The sequence below is a fragment of the Aquimarina penaris genome (genome assembly GCF_040786285.1).
GTDB lineage: Bacteria > Bacteroidota > Bacteroidia > Flavobacteriales > Flavobacteriaceae > Aquimarina.
Map to the genome: position 1 here is coordinate 192,330 of NZ_JBFMKQ010000002.1, position 14,488 is coordinate 206,817.

Sequence of the window (14,488 nt, forward strand, 5' to 3'; positions counted from 1 at the left end):
AAGGTGAAGTTTGAAAAGTGAGGTTAATAACCTCACTTTTTAGTTTGTAATATTGGCAGAATTGTTTGTTCCTTTGCCAATAGCTCTATCATAACGAGCGCCTGGGGCTCGGTAGTAAGGTATTACCGTGTATTCATTTTCGGTTTCGTCGAAATTACCACTTATGAATCCTGGATCCATTGTTCCGTCTGATCGCAAAAGAACATATTTATAATTGTAGAACCCTTGCTTAAATAATCTTTTGGTGTAGTATATGGCGTTTTCTTTGTCATATTGCATTCGTGTAGAATCATCTAAGGTGTAATTATTAAAATTACCATAGATATGAATTTCACCACCATCCAAAGGTTCATAACACTCTAAGTAAAAATGCATCCAAACATAATCTGCTTCGGTAGCATTATTTTCTGCACCAAGATTTCTAATAACATAATTACCATTAATGTCGGGATTGTAGGTGTATCTCCTATTCGCTCGTACTGCATTGGTATAAAGATAATTGTGGTAGATGTCTTTTAATTCAATGCTTCGCGTGCTTACTGTCGAAGCTCTAATGTCTTTGCTGTCAAACGATAGATATTCATTTCCTCCCCAGAAACTAGATTCTTGATCGTATTTGTACATCAGTGTATTTGCAATCGTAAATTGAGGGGCAAGATTCGTAATGCTTTGCTTTATATCATTATTCTGTATTACGAGAGTTTTTACTGTTTTCTTAGGATTTCTTAAAATTTCGTTAGAAGAGTTTATCTCAAATTGTACAGATTGTTTAGAGTTGATATAATTTAAATCACGGGATCTCTTAGTGTACACCTTTACGGTTGCCAGGTTTTCGATAACGATGAACTTTCTTGATATTACAATCTCATCATCATCGTCATAGATTTCTATCGTATAATTTCCACTTACCTTTAGTCTTCTGGTATCTTCGTTAGGAATACTCAATGTATAATTACTATACATTTGTAATGTGTTGAATGAATTCTCATAATTGACGATTCTAACTTCGTCAAAACCATCTAAATACTCGTTTTTATATAATGAAGATGGTGTCCAGTCAAAATCATGATGTGTTATTCTATAATAATAATCTGCCTCATCTCCATTAATGTCATCAAAATTGATCCGCAATGGTTGGCCGAGTTTGAGTATTGGAGTTCCTGCAAATTCTGAATCTGAAATCAATTGAACCGTTCTAATATGGTCGGCCTGAAAAGTATCACTGATAAGAGTTTGCGAAAAAAAAACACTTGGAATACTAAGAAAAGAAAATAATAGGAATTGTTTACCTCTTTTAAACATTGTGTGGATTGTTATGGACGTAAATATAAGCAAAAAGTGTGCCTAAAGAACAATAGTTGTTTTTTTAGGTTTAAATCATTATTTAGAATCATTATTAATAAAACTTTATAATGCAAGCCTCTTTCACTTACGTGTTTTAATTAGTAAATTTGCACGATTTTTTTAGTTAATTAACATAGACTACAAATATGTCAAAAGACATTCGTATCAGAAAGGGCTTAGACATTAAGCTTGTTGGCGAAGCAGAAAAAAATACTGTAAACGCCATCAGAAGTAATGTTTTTGCAATTAAGCCTGACGATTTTCACGGTATAGTACCAAAAGTTATTGCTAAGCAGGGTACAGAAGTAAAAGCCGGCGAACCACTTTTTCACTCAAAATCTAATGAAAAAATACTTTTTCCTTCTCCAGTTAGCGGAGAAGTAGTAGAGATTGTACGTGGTGCCAAAAGAAAGATTTTATCTTTCAAAATACTTGCAGATAAAGAGCAGCAATATGCAGATTTTGGAGCAAAAGATGTAAATGCAATGAATGGCGATGATATTAAAAGCCATCTTTTAGCATCGGGTTGTTGGCCTTTTATAAAGCAACGACCTTATGATGTAATTGCCAATCCAGATGTGGCCCCAAAGGCAATATTTGTTTCAGGATATGCTACAGCACCGCTCGCTGCAGATTATGATTATCTATTAGAAGGTAAAGAAAATGAACTTCAGGCTGCAGTAACAGCGTTAAGCAAATTAACCGATGGTGAGGTACACGTTTCTGTTGGTAAGAACAGTAACTCTCCTTTGTCTGGTCTTAATAATATTTCGAAACATACTGTTTCTGGCCCACATCCGGCAGGAAATGTAAGTGTGCAGATCGCAAAAATAGATCCTATCAATAAAGGAGAAGTAGTTTGGGTAGTAAATCCACAAGATTTAGTTATCATGGGCGAATTGCTATTGACAGGAAAATTTAATGCAGAAAGAACAATCGCTTTGACGGGTTCTTCAGTTAAAAATCCTAAATATTATAAAACTACTATTGGTGCTGAAGTATCATCTATGGTTTATGATTCTGGAGTAAATGATGAAGGAAATATTAGAGTGATTAGCGGAAATGTACTAACAGGAGAAAATGTAAAGCCTGATGGTAATTTAGGATACTATCACAGTAGTATTACGGTAATTCCTGAAGGAGATGACTACGAACTCTTTGGTTGGAATAAGCCTATTTTTAATAAGATTTCACCTTCAAGAGCCTTAACATTTTCATGGCTATTCCCGAAAAAGAAATATGATCTTAATACCAATACAAATGGAGAACATAGAGCCTTTGTAGTTACTGGTAATTTTGAGAGTGTATTTCCTTTTGATATTTACCCACTGCAACTGCTTAAAGCTTGTGCGGTAAATGACTTAGATGCAATGGAGCAGTTGGGAATGTATGAGATAGCTCCCGAAGATTTTGCCCTCACAGAATTTATATGTGTTTCTAAACAACCACATCAAGAAATCATAAGAGAAGGGTTAGACTTAATGTTAAAAGAAATAGGATAGTGCTATGGGATTAAAACAAAAATTACATAAACTAAAACTTAAATACAAAGGTAAAAAGATGGCTCCTGCATTTAATGCAATCCATACTTTTCTGTATTTACCTAATGAAACTACACATTCTGGTGCTCATGTTCGAGGAGCAGATGATTTAAAACGTACCATGAATACTGTGATCATGGCTTTATTGCCATGTTTAATATTCGGAATGTTTAATGCAGGATATCAACATCATCTTGCGGCAGGAGAAATTGAAGCAGTTGCTAATGGGTTTTTTAGTGCTGGATTCTGGTCTTTAGATAATCTTATTATAGGACTTTGGAAAGTATTACCACTGGTAGTCATTTCTTATGGAGTTGGATTAGGTGTAGAATTTCTATTCGCAGTAATCAAAGGACACGAAGTAGAAGAAGGGTATTTAGTGACAGGAATGTTAGTTCCTTTAATAGTACCAATAGATACTCCGCTATGGATGTTAGCAATTGCAGTTATTTTTGGAGTTGTGATTGGTAAAGAAGTGTTCGGAGGAACGGGGATGAATATCCTTAACCCTGCACTTACTATTAGAGCATTTTTATTCTTTGCATACCCAACCTGGATGTCAGGAGATAAAGTATGGGTTCATGGTGCAGTCGAAAGAGCAAATGAAATCGCCGAAGGAGCGAAACTAGATGCTATATCGGGAGAAACTGTTTTAGGTAGTTTAGCACAAGGAGCACAACTTGATAAACTTAGCTATAGCGTTTCAGATATGTTTTTAGGATTTATTCCTGGTTCTGTAGGTGAAACTTCTACATTATTAATCATATTAGGAGCATTATTCTTAATCTTTACTAAGATAGGAAGCTGGAGAATTATGGCAAGTGCAGCTCTTGGAGCTTTAGCTATGGGACTCATCTTTAATGGTGTTGTAAGCGCAGAATGGATTAATCAAGGTAGTAAGTTTTACAGCCTGATGAGTACAGAATTCTGGCATCATCTAATTATTGGTGGTTTTGCATTTGGAGTTGTATTTATGGCTACAGATCCTGTAACAGCTTCTCAAACGAATAAAGGAAAATGGGTGTATGGATTCCTAATTGGATTTATATCAATATTAATTCGAGTATTCAACCCGGCATATCCAGAAGGAGTAATGCTTGCTATTCTATTAATGAACGTATTTGCTCCAACAATTGATCACTATGTGGTTCAAGGAAATATCAAGAAAAGAATGAAACGTTTAAAACTAAAAACGGCGTAGATCATGGCAATTAACACAGATAAAAATTCATATACCATCATATTTGCCATAGCAATGGTAGTAGTGGTTGGTTCATTGTTAGCGTTTACTGCATCTTCTTTAAAAGAGAGAATTTCTGCAAACAAACGTACAGAAAAACAACAGAATATCCTTTTTGCAATGGGTATTGCCGATACCGAAGATCCTAATGAGTTCGTACCTGCAGAAAAAGCACAAGAGTTATTTGATCAATATGTGGGTGATGAGCAATATATAATCACAGGAAGTACTGCAGAGAAAACCGCAGATGCTTTTAATATCGAAGTTAAAAAAGAAAATGATAAGGTAAAGCAAGATGCTAACTATACCAGAAAATTACCATTGTTTATTGGTAAAAAAGATGGCCAAGAATACTATGTTGTGCCTATGAGAGGTAACGGTCTTTGGGATGCAATCTGGGGATATGTTTCTTTAGATAAAGAATTCAAGACGGTAAAAGGAGCATTTTTTGACCATAAAGGAGAAACTCCAGGATTAGGAGCGAATATCAAGGAAGCATACTTTAGAGATGACTTTATAGGTGAAAGCATATTAGATGCATCAGGAAACTATAAAGGAATTACAGTAAAAAAAGGAAATGCAGATCCTAAAAATGTAGATAAAAGTGATAACGAGGTTGATGCGATGGCCGGAGCAACAATTACCGGAGACGGTGTTACTGCAATGGTAAAGAAAGGAATAAAAATGTACCAACCTTATTTCGAAACTTTAAAAAAATAACAGATGGCTGAAGTAACAGAAGAAAAAGTGAAAGTAAAAGAGCCTAAAGAGCCTTTGTTTTCGAAGAAAAACAAGAAATTACTTACAGATCCTCTTGCCGATAATAACCCTATTACTATTCAGGTATTGGGTATTTGTTCTGCATTAGCGATTACAGCACAATTAAAGCCATCAATAGTAATGGCAATCTCAGTAATTTTTGTTTTAGGAATAGGGAATGTGGTCATCTCTTTAATGAGAAATATTATTCCTTCTAAAATTAGAATTATTGTACAGTTAGTAGTAGTAGCTGCTCTGGTAATTGTAGTAGATCAGGTATTAAAAGCATTTGCATATACACTGAGTAAAGAACTTTCTGTATTTATTGGTCTGATCATTACAAACTGTATTATCATGGGACGTTTTGAAGCCTTTGCTTTAGGTAACGGTCCTTGGAAATCATTCTTAGATGGTGTAGGAAATGCAGCAGGATATGGAGTGTTATTGATCATTGTAGCATTTTTTAGAGAACTACTTGGATCAGGAACACTATTTGGAGCTAAAGTATTAGGAGATCCCATAGAAAAAACGGGATTGTATGCTATTGGATACGAAAATAATGGTTTCATGGTATTAGCGCCAATGGCCTTAATTACTGTAGGGATTATTATTTGGATCCAAAGAAGTAGAAATAAAGCATTAATCGAAGATCATTAAAATAAAGAAACATGGAATATTTAGAATTATTTTTAAAATCGATCTTTATAGATAACATGGTGTTCGCATTCTTTTTAGGAATGTGTTCATACCTTGCAGTATCCAAAAAAGTATCTACTGCGGTAGGTCTGGGAGCTGCAGTAATATTCGTATTGGCTATCACAGTTCCGCTAAACTTCTTATTAGATAAGTATATCCTTAGAGAAGGAGCTTTAGTGTGGTTAGGCCCAGAATATGCAGATTATGACTTAAGCTTCTTAACGTTTATACTTTTTATTGCTACGATTGCAACTATGGTGCAATTGGTAGAAATTGTTGTAGAGAAATTTTCTCCCGCATTGTATAACTCTTTGGGTATTTTCTTACCATTAATTGCTGTAAACTGTGCAATTTTAGGAGGGTCATTATTCATGCAACAAAAAGAGTTCGCTACGATTTCTCATGCTGCTGTTTATGGTATTGGATCTGGGATAGGATGGTTCTTAGCCATTTTAGCGATAGCTGCTATTCGAGAAAAAATCAGATACTCTAATGTACCTGCTCCGTTGAGAGGATTAGGAATCACATTTATCCTTACGGGATTAATGGCGATTGGTTTTATGAGTTTTGGAGGTATGTTGACCGGTGGTGAAGAAGAAGAGAAAAAAGAAACACAAGCTGCTCAGATTGAAGAAGAAAAGACTACAAAAGAAGTAGCCGAAAATACTAACGTTACAATACTTAAATAATATGATATTTTTAGCGTCAACAATTGGAACAATCGCTATTACCATTATTTCATTTTTGGTTTTAACTTTGGTTTTGGTAGGGATTTTATTATTTGCAAAAGATAAATTACTGCCTTCAGGACCTGTAAAAATCACAATTAATGGTGAAAAAGAAATAGAAGTAGCTTCCGGAAGTACATTATTATCCACTTTAGGAAATGAAAAAATATTTTTACCCTCTGCTTGTGGTGGCGGTGGAACCTGTATACAATGCGAGTGCCACGTATTAGAAGGTGGAGGAGAAGCATTGCCTACAGAGACTCCACACTTTTCTCGTAAAGAATTACAACACGGGGCTCGTTTAGCTTGCCAGGTAAAGGTAAAACAAGACATGAATATCGAAATCCCCGAAGAGGTATTTGGTATCAAGAAATGGGAAGCTGAAGTTGTACGTAACTACAATGTAGCTTCTTTTATTAAAGAGTTTGTAGTGCGTATCCCTGAAGATATGGGGTATAAAGCAGGAGGGTATATTCAGATCGAAATCCCACAATGTGAGATAAAATATTCTGATATAGACATTACTGCGCACCCAGAGGAACATGACACTCCAGATAAGTTTCAGGCAGAATGGGATAAGTTTGGTCTATGGCCATTAGTAATGAAAAATACCGAAACGGTAGAGCGCGCATATTCTATGGCTTCTTACCCTGCAGAAGGAAGAGAAATCATGCTTAATGTACGTATTGCTACTCCGCCATGGGATAGGTCAAAGAATGGATGGATGGATGTGAACCCAGGGGTGGCTTCATCTTATATATTTGCTCAAAAACCAGGAGATAAAGTAGTAATTTCTGGTCCTTACGGTGAATTCTTTATCAATGAGTCTGAAGCAGAAATGCTTTATGTAGGTGGTGGAGCAGGTATGGCACCAATGCGTTCTCACTTATATCACTTATTCAGAACCTTGCAAACGGGTCGTAAAGTTACATACTGGTATGGTGGTCGTTCTAAGCGTGAGTTGTTCTATCTGGATCATTTCTACGACTTAGAAAAGAACTTCCCTAACTTCAAATTTTACCTTGCATTATCAGAGCCATTAGAGGAAGATAACTGGAAAGTAAAAAGTGATATTGATGCCGAAGGTGATGGATTTGTTGGATTTATACACAATTGTGTAATTGATAACTACTTAAATCATCACGAATCTCCAGAAGATATCGAACTATACTTCTGTGGACCACCATTAATGAATAAAGCTGTTCAAAAGATGGGCGAAGATTTTGGTATTCCGGATGAAAATATCAGATTTGATGACTTTGGAGGTTAAAAAATAACCTTCATTTAAATACACTAAAAAAAACCGATACAAGTACTTGTATCGGTTTTTTGTTGAATACCGGGGAGTATTAAAATTTGTAGATCACTCCAAGGTGTAGATTTTCAGGCCCTATTCTACCTGTATGCCTATCAAAATTTCCTTGGTTTGGGAGGAAACCACCTGAGCGAGTATCGGTTTGAGAATAGCTATAGTCCAGAATTTCAAACTTTGTAAATAACGATAGGTTCTTTGTAATAAAGTAGTTTAAACCCATAGAAAAAGTTGCACTAAATGCATCTGTTTCTTCATTAAAAAAACTAAAATTAGTTTTAGCACTAGAGTAATCCAGAGCAAGCTCGGTGAAGACATTAAACCTTTTTTTGGGCATAAAGAAATAGCGCCCATTAACACCTACTCCAAACCCGTCGAAGTTATCAGTATTACTTAATAAAAATTCTGATTGAACTCCCAAGGAAATATTATCAGATATAAAGTATCCTACAGATGGTTCTACAAATAATTCATTGTCAGGGGAGGATAGATCACTTATTAAACTACTGTATTTAAAAGCTCCCGAAAAGTAGAAATCGCCTTTATCAAAGCCATAACTTGTGTCTTCTTGAGAGTAGGCGGTGATTGAAAATGCGACTAAGAGAATTAAGAGTGAATACGTTGTTTTTAAATTCATAAATTTCATTTTAAGATTTTATTAATGATTTGTTTTAAAAGACTACTTGTAAAATCCTGTTGTTTGTTAATGCTTTGTTAAATAAATAATGAAGACTTACTGGCTATAGTTAGTAATGTCTTTTTAGTATTACTATTTTAGTAGCATGAAAAAGTATATTCTATCGCTTAGTATAGCCGCACTTCTATTTTTGATATTAAAAAACATGAGTAGCGGGAAAATGGTTGTAAATCATGTTAAAGGTGTAGTTGCTACCATTATTACAAAGCCTGATTATATAAGTGTTGAAGGTGATTCTATAGTTACAAGAGTACTTGTCCCAAAGGAGTATAAAAGAGTAGCTTATGATGCAAATTCTTTTCAGGAATACTTGCGCCAGTATCCATTAAAACCCTACGGAAGTAAAATTATTAATTATGATGATAGCGAGTATTTTGCACAAGATTGGCACGAAGCAATCTTAGAAGTGTCTGTACCTTCAAATGGGCTACAACAATGCGCCGATGCCTTGATGAGAATACGATCTGAATACTTATGGAAGCATAATAGAAAAGATGAAATTGGGTTTAATTTTACCTCGGGTCACTACTGTTCATGGACCAAATATGCTGAAGGATACCGCCCAAAAATAAAAGGAAACAAAGTCACTTTTCATAAAACAGCGTCGCCAAACCATTCTAAAACCAACTTTTATAAATACCTGAATCTGATTTATACCTATGCAGGTACCTTGTCAATGCATAATGAGCTTCAAAAAATACCATTGGATGATGTACAAATAGGTGATATGCTGGTTAAACCAGGTTCTCCCGGGCATATAGAGATTATTGTAGATGAGGTTGTAAATGAAAAAGGGGATAAGATGTTTTTGTTGGCTCAAGGAAATACTCCTGCGCAAAGCGTGTGTCTTCTCAAAAATTTCGATGATACTTCGATTTCACCATGGTATACATTTGAAGAAAATCAACCGGTATACACTCCAAGTTATTATTTTGATGAGGCGCGTTTTATACGATTTAAATGATTTAAAAAACTAAATCTGTTTTGCCATTCTTGCGTAGGCCGTAATCCACTTTTACTACTTATGTTTTTCTGAATTATAACTTTCAAAATAATATCTTTGCAACGCTATGACAAGGACACTTACTAAACAAGAATTACATAACCTGGCAATGAATATTGTTGGTGAAGAATTAGAGAAAAAAGGTTTCGAATTTATTGCCATTAACAGCAAACTGGGTAAACATCCACAGTTTGTTTGTGTCGATAAAACTAATCAACGCTATTTTGTTTTGGTAAAGGTTATTTCATATCCAGATAATCCTCATAATTATGATATGATTTGGATGGAATCGTTCAAAAAACACGCTAGAGAACAAGAGGCCAAGGTGTTTTATGCAGGAGTGGGACTTCAAAATGTAGAAAATCCAAATAAACCATTGCTATTAAACGAGGATTATATTTTAGAGTACGCAGGATTGCAGAGTATTGAAACGCATCTTAATTAAAGTATATGTTTAAGAAATTTATTCTAATAGTTCTAGTTGGATTTTTGGTTTCTTGCAAAAAGGAGCCAGAACCACAATTAAACTTTACGAATGGAGAAGCTTTTGGAACTACATTTTCTATTCAATTTATTGATGAAAAAGAGGTGGATTTCTCAAAGTCCTATGATAGCCTTGTGACTGTGATTAATCGATCAATGTCAACCTACATAAAAGATTCTGATATCTCTAAAATTAACCAAGGAGATACGACAGTGGTTATTGATGATCATTTTAAAAACGTAATGACCACTTCAAAAAAGACATACAAAGAAACTAAAGGTGCTTTTGATCCTACTATTGGTGTTTTGGTAAACGCATGGGATTTTGGCCCAGAAGGAAAAATAATGGCGTTAGATAGCCTTAAAATAGATAGTTTATTGCTTTCGGTGGGTCTGGATAAAATTATTTTGAAAGGCGATAAAATTGTAAAAAGTAATCCAAACACATTTATCGACTTTAATGCCCTGGCTAAAGGGTATGCTGTAGATGTATTTGCTGAGTTTCTTGAACATAATGGTTTTGAAAATTACCTGGTAGAAATCGGAGGCGAAATAAGAGGAAAGGGTAGCAATATTATAAAACAAAAACCTTGGCGCATAGGAGTCGAAGACCCTAATTTTGATGAAGAACAATCGTATAGTAAGGTGATCTCATTAACCAATGAAGCTATGGCTACTTCGGGAAGTTACCGAAAGTATAAAATTGATGAAAAAGGAAATCGCTACGCACATATTATTGATACCCAAACGGGGTACCCTCATAAATCTAACTTGCTAAGTGTTTCTGTATTAACCGATACGTGTATAGAAGCCGATGCCTATGCCACAGCATTGATGTCGATGGGTTTAGAGAAATCGAAGCAATTTTTAAAAACACATCCAGAGCTAAAGGTGTTTTTTATTTATGAAAATCAGAATAAAGAATTAAAGACGTTATCAGTAAATCAATTTCCAGACTTTTAGAACAACGTAAATGTCTGGATTGAAAAAAGTATACTAGCAATTTGCAGCTAAAGCTCGACTAAAAGAGATAACTTCTCCTTCATGGAACGTTTCTTTGTTATCGATAATTGTCATTAAAGTTTTGCAGTATTCTTTTCTGGTAACCCCACCTTTTAATTGTTTCAATTCACTTGAATTTAGTTGCTTGAACTGTTTTAAACTTGTTAACTTCATAATTATATAGCTTAAAAATTTATATTAATAACTATGTTTAATGTAACAAGGGATCAAAATGTTACCCTGTATAATACTTTTTTTAGGACTTAAAACAAACCGGTTAGATTTCTCCGGTAGCGAGACAGTATTTTAATGGTTCTTTTTCAATTTACGTGTATATAAAAGTAGGCTTAATACTAGTATTCCCAGAATAAATAATCCTATTACCCAATATAAATTAGCATTACTTTTAAATTGAATTGGTGAAGGATCTCCAACCAAATAAAACCCACCCCAATAAACCGGGGCCGCAAGGAAGTTATCTGAGTCTTTTAAGTATTTAAGTTTAGCTTGTTGTAAGGCTTTACTTTTGTTCATTCCTTTTTTAAGATTAATATAAAAATACTCCATTAGTTTTGGTGTAGTTTCATCATACACTTCCCAACCTGTAAGCAATAAACTTTTAGTTCCTGCATATTGAAAAGCGTTACCTAAACTCATAATTCCTTCGCCTTTTGCGATTTTACCCGAACCAGTATTGCAAGCACTAAGTACAGTTAATTCGGCAGGAATATCTAAAGCAAACAATTCATGACTATACAAGATGTTATCTTCTATAGAATCTTTACTTTTTGTAAAATAAAGTTTAGAGTTTTCAGGATGTTTATGATCTACCTCTCCATGTAAAGCGAGGTGAATTATATTGTATCGGTTAGCGTTCTGTTTGAAGTTAGTTTCAATGGCTTGATTCCCATAGTAGTATTCACCATCAATAATATTGGCGATGGCATTGATTTCTTTACGAGTGCCGGGAAGATCTATATTGCTGTTTCTTAATGTCGCAAGTGATAGGGTTTGTCCTTTAGAGATGTTTATAGAATCTGAAAAAGAAAAAGCTAAGCACTCTTTTAAAAGTTCTGATTTTTTTGTGTCATCTTTTGGCGGTTTAAATAAAAGCGTAGCTGAATTAGCATAGCTTATGGCATGCTTTTTAAGAAGAAAAGGTAGGTTTTTAATCGATTTTGAAGAGGTGTTTTTGGTAAGTAATAATTCAAAATTAAGATGCCATAAAGCGCCATCAGGAACGATAATAAGTTCATCTCCTGTTAATTGATTTTCAATAGGAGCGATAAGTTGTTCATAAAGGGCATAAGATTTCTTTTGAAAACCTACCTTTTGTTTGGCAACAATAGCTTGATTAAGTTGCTCAATTTGTTGGGTTAGTCCAGGAGTTTTTAGCTTCTTTATAGTGATGTCGTTTTTTGAGATGGTAAAGGCGTAGGTAATACTGTCTGAAGTGAAAAACTCAAGTAAGGTTGTGTTTTTAGAAAGCTGTTGTTGAATTTCTGATATAGAGATAACATCATTTTGATGTTTAAGGCGATAGTATTTTGGATAGTCTTTTTCGAGTACCAAAAATAGAGAGTCTTGTTTCTTGTTAATTTCAAAAAGCTCATTTTCATATTCCCTAATTTTTATGGTGTCTGTCTTACTGTAAGACCACTCATCAACTATTTGAGATTGAAAAAAAGCTCGATTGGTTTTTAACTTTTTTTCCAATTCCAATAATTTTACAGGAATCCTTGCGATTTTTTTTGCCTTAGAATCAATAAGGAGTTCGTTTAGAGTATTGGCTCTACTTTTTTCAGCATAAAGAAATGCCTTTTTCTGGTCTAAAGCATCTTTTGCTAGCAAAAGAGTTTCTATAAAATCAGTATATATTTCTTTTGAGCGTTTTGCAAAAGTCACTTTGTCCAGGTGATTTTGATAAGATTGTCGTGTCTTATCAATTAGAATACCTGCATTTTTATAGGTGGCTATACTGTTATCAAAGTATTCCTTTTCTTGAGTTTCTTTATATAAAGATTGTAGTGTGTTTGCTTTACAATGAAGGGTCTCTAATAACGCATTGCGGTCTATATATTTATTCAGGTTGAATGTGGCTTCTGAAGTATTGATGAATTTCTTTTTGGTATTAATTGACAATGCTTGGTCTAAATGTTTTAAGGCTTCTTCATATTTTCCTAGCTTGCTATAAATTGCCGCAATACTATTATAAGAACTAATAGCTTCAATCTGTTGTTCACCATGAGCGTTTTGGATTGCTTTTAAGCCTTTTCGAGCATAATATAATGCTTTTGTGTACATTGCTTTCTCAAAATAAACTTGCCCAATTCCTATATATGACCATGGGATATCAGGGCTATCTTTTTTTATAACACTCTGATCTATGGTTAAGCTTTTTTTATAATATTCCATAGCGATATCATACTCTTTGATTTGGGTATTAAGGTTACCGAAATGTTGATATATATTGACCACCTCACTAGTGTTTTCTCCATTTAAAGTTCTGGTCATTTGCAAAGCTTGATTGTAATATTCTTTCGCTTTCTCAAAGTCACCTTTGTTGTAGTAACCCAGACCAATATTGAGATAACCTATTGGTATTTCGTGGTGTTCATTGCCATAAAGCTGAAACTGTAATTCCAAACTTTTTTTGTGGTAGTTTAAAGATTTATCGTATTCTCCTTTATCGTCCCATAATAAGCCTAAATTGGTATATGCCCCGATTATTCCGTACAGATTATTTTCATTAATACATATTTTCAAAGCTTTTTCGTAATAATCCAAGGCTTTATCATATTCTTTAAGGGTGTAGTAGATTCCACCTACATTGATATAACCGTATCCTATTTGGAGAGGATTTTCTTCAGGGGTTTTAAGGCTTATAGATAAATCTTTCTTATAGTATTCTAGCGCTTTTCTGTATTTCCCAAGATCATCGTAGATTACTCCAATGTTATTATATGAGGTACCTGTTTTAGGATGATCCGGACCATAAAACTTTAAATAAATAGCAAGAGCTTTTTCTAAATATTCCAGTGACTCTTGAAGATCATCTTTTTTTAAGTAAAAAACACCCAAATTATTGTAAGAATGTCCAATTTCAGGATGGTTTTTGGGTAATATTTGTTGTTTTATGGTTAAGGCCTTTTTGTAATTTTCAAAAACTTTGTCATACTCCGTTGTATTTTCATAATAATTCCCAAGGTTATCATAAGCATTAGCTTCTTCTATACTGTTTTTGTTAAGGTGAAGGGTAGCCGTTTTTAAGGCGCTTTGGGCATGATATAAAGCTTTTTTTAAATCGGAAGTTCTCCAGTAACACGATGATAGGTCACTATGGCAATTCGATACCATTTTCCAGTTTTTAGCTTTTTTGTAGGTTGGTAGAGCAATTTTCAGGAACGTAATAGAGGGTTTATACTTACCTGCCTCTAAAAGAGAATCTGCCATCTTGTAATTTTGGTAAGCTACCAATGTATCAATGGTTTGTTGTGCACTTGTAGATTCCCACAAAAATAGTAATAAAAAGGTTGCTACTACTTTTGCTAACATACTATTTAAGATTGGCTTCATTCTTTAGTGTAATTGGTACAACGATAACTTGTGTATAGGATCTTTTCTTACCGGCAAAGGTATTAAAAAGCAGAATACTAATTGTTTATGGTTTGGAGATAAGTGTG

The 14,488-nt window shown here is 34.2% G+C and carries 12 protein-coding genes; 9 read left to right on the plus strand and 3 right to left on the minus strand.

Features of this window, described 5'->3' with window-relative positions; translation table 11 throughout:
• Positions 1-39: 39 nt before the first annotated feature.
• Positions 40-1,302 (minus strand): type IX secretion system plug protein, encoded by a 1,263-nt coding sequence (locus ABW637_RS10490; protein WP_367584637.1) that lies wholly within the window; start codon positions 1,300-1,302, stop codon positions 40-42.
• A gap of 188 nt (positions 1,303-1,490) precedes the next feature.
• Between ABW637_RS10490 and ABW637_RS10495 the strand changes: the two genes are divergently transcribed.
• The 6 genes from ABW637_RS10495 to nqrF are packed head-to-tail and all read left to right on the plus strand — an operon-like array spanning position 1,491 to position 7,578.
• Complete coding sequence (locus ABW637_RS10495) at positions 1,491-2,846, plus strand: Na(+)-translocating NADH-quinone reductase subunit A (protein WP_367584638.1); 1,356 nt, start codon at positions 1,491-1,493, stop codon at positions 2,844-2,846.
• 4 nt (positions 2,847-2,850) lie between these two features.
• A complete protein-coding gene (locus ABW637_RS10500; RefSeq protein ID WP_367584639.1) occupies positions 2,851-4,086 on the plus strand; it encodes an NADH:ubiquinone reductase (Na(+)-transporting) subunit B in 1,236 nt (411 codons plus the stop codon).
• Between the two features lie 3 nt (positions 4,087-4,089).
• Positions 4,090-4,845, plus strand: a complete 756-nt coding sequence (locus ABW637_RS10505) for a Na(+)-translocating NADH-quinone reductase subunit C (RefSeq protein ID WP_367584640.1) — start codon at positions 4,090-4,092, stop codon at positions 4,843-4,845.
• Between the two features lie 3 nt (positions 4,846-4,848).
• The gene (locus tag ABW637_RS10510; protein ID WP_367584641.1) at positions 4,849-5,541 is read left to right on the plus strand and encodes an NADH:ubiquinone reductase (Na(+)-transporting) subunit D; all 693 of its coding nucleotides are present in this window, start codon (positions 4,849-4,851) and stop codon (positions 5,539-5,541) included.
• Positions 5,542-5,552: 11 nt separating this feature from the next.
• Entirely contained in the window at positions 5,553-6,269 is a 717-nt protein-coding gene (gene nqrE, locus ABW637_RS10515; protein ID WP_367584642.1) for an NADH:ubiquinone reductase (Na(+)-transporting) subunit E, read from the plus strand.
• Position 6,270: 1 nt separating this feature from the next.
• A complete protein-coding gene (gene nqrF / locus ABW637_RS10520) occupies positions 6,271-7,578 on the plus strand; it encodes an NADH:ubiquinone reductase (Na(+)-transporting) subunit F (protein WP_367584643.1) in 1,308 nt (435 codons plus the stop codon).
• 79 nt (positions 7,579-7,657) lie between these two features.
• Here nqrF and ABW637_RS10525 read toward each other — a convergent pair whose 3' ends face one another.
• Entirely contained in the window at positions 7,658-8,257 is a 600-nt protein-coding gene (locus ABW637_RS10525) for an outer membrane beta-barrel protein (RefSeq protein ID WP_367584644.1), read from the minus strand.
• A gap of 145 nt (positions 8,258-8,402) precedes the next feature.
• Between ABW637_RS10525 and ABW637_RS10530 the strand changes: the two genes are divergently transcribed.
• The 3 genes from ABW637_RS10530 to ABW637_RS10540 all read left to right on the plus strand — a co-directional run bounded on the left by ABW637_RS10530 (position 8,403) and on the right by ABW637_RS10540 (position 10,766).
• Positions 8,403-9,281 carry a DUF4846 domain-containing protein gene (locus ABW637_RS10530; protein WP_367584645.1) on the plus strand — a complete coding sequence of 293 codons (879 nt, stop codon included), beginning with the start codon at positions 8,403-8,405 and terminating at the stop codon, positions 9,279-9,281.
• A gap of 106 nt (positions 9,282-9,387) precedes the next feature.
• Entirely contained in the window at positions 9,388-9,765 is a 378-nt protein-coding gene (locus ABW637_RS10535; RefSeq protein ID WP_367584646.1) for a DUF8840 domain-containing protein, read from the plus strand.
• A 5-nt stretch (positions 9,766-9,770) separates the two neighbouring features.
• On the plus strand, positions 9,771-10,766 hold the full coding sequence (locus ABW637_RS10540) for an FAD:protein FMN transferase (protein WP_367584647.1): 996 nt from the start codon (positions 9,771-9,773) through the stop codon (positions 10,764-10,766).
• A gap of 345 nt (positions 10,767-11,111) precedes the next feature.
• Here the strand turns inward: ABW637_RS10540 and ABW637_RS10545 are convergent, their stop codons facing one another.
• Positions 11,112-14,381, minus strand: coding sequence for a tetratricopeptide repeat protein (locus ABW637_RS10545; RefSeq protein ID WP_367584648.1), 3,270 nt, complete (start codon positions 14,379-14,381; stop codon positions 11,112-11,114).
• Positions 14,382-14,488 lie beyond the last annotated feature (107 nt).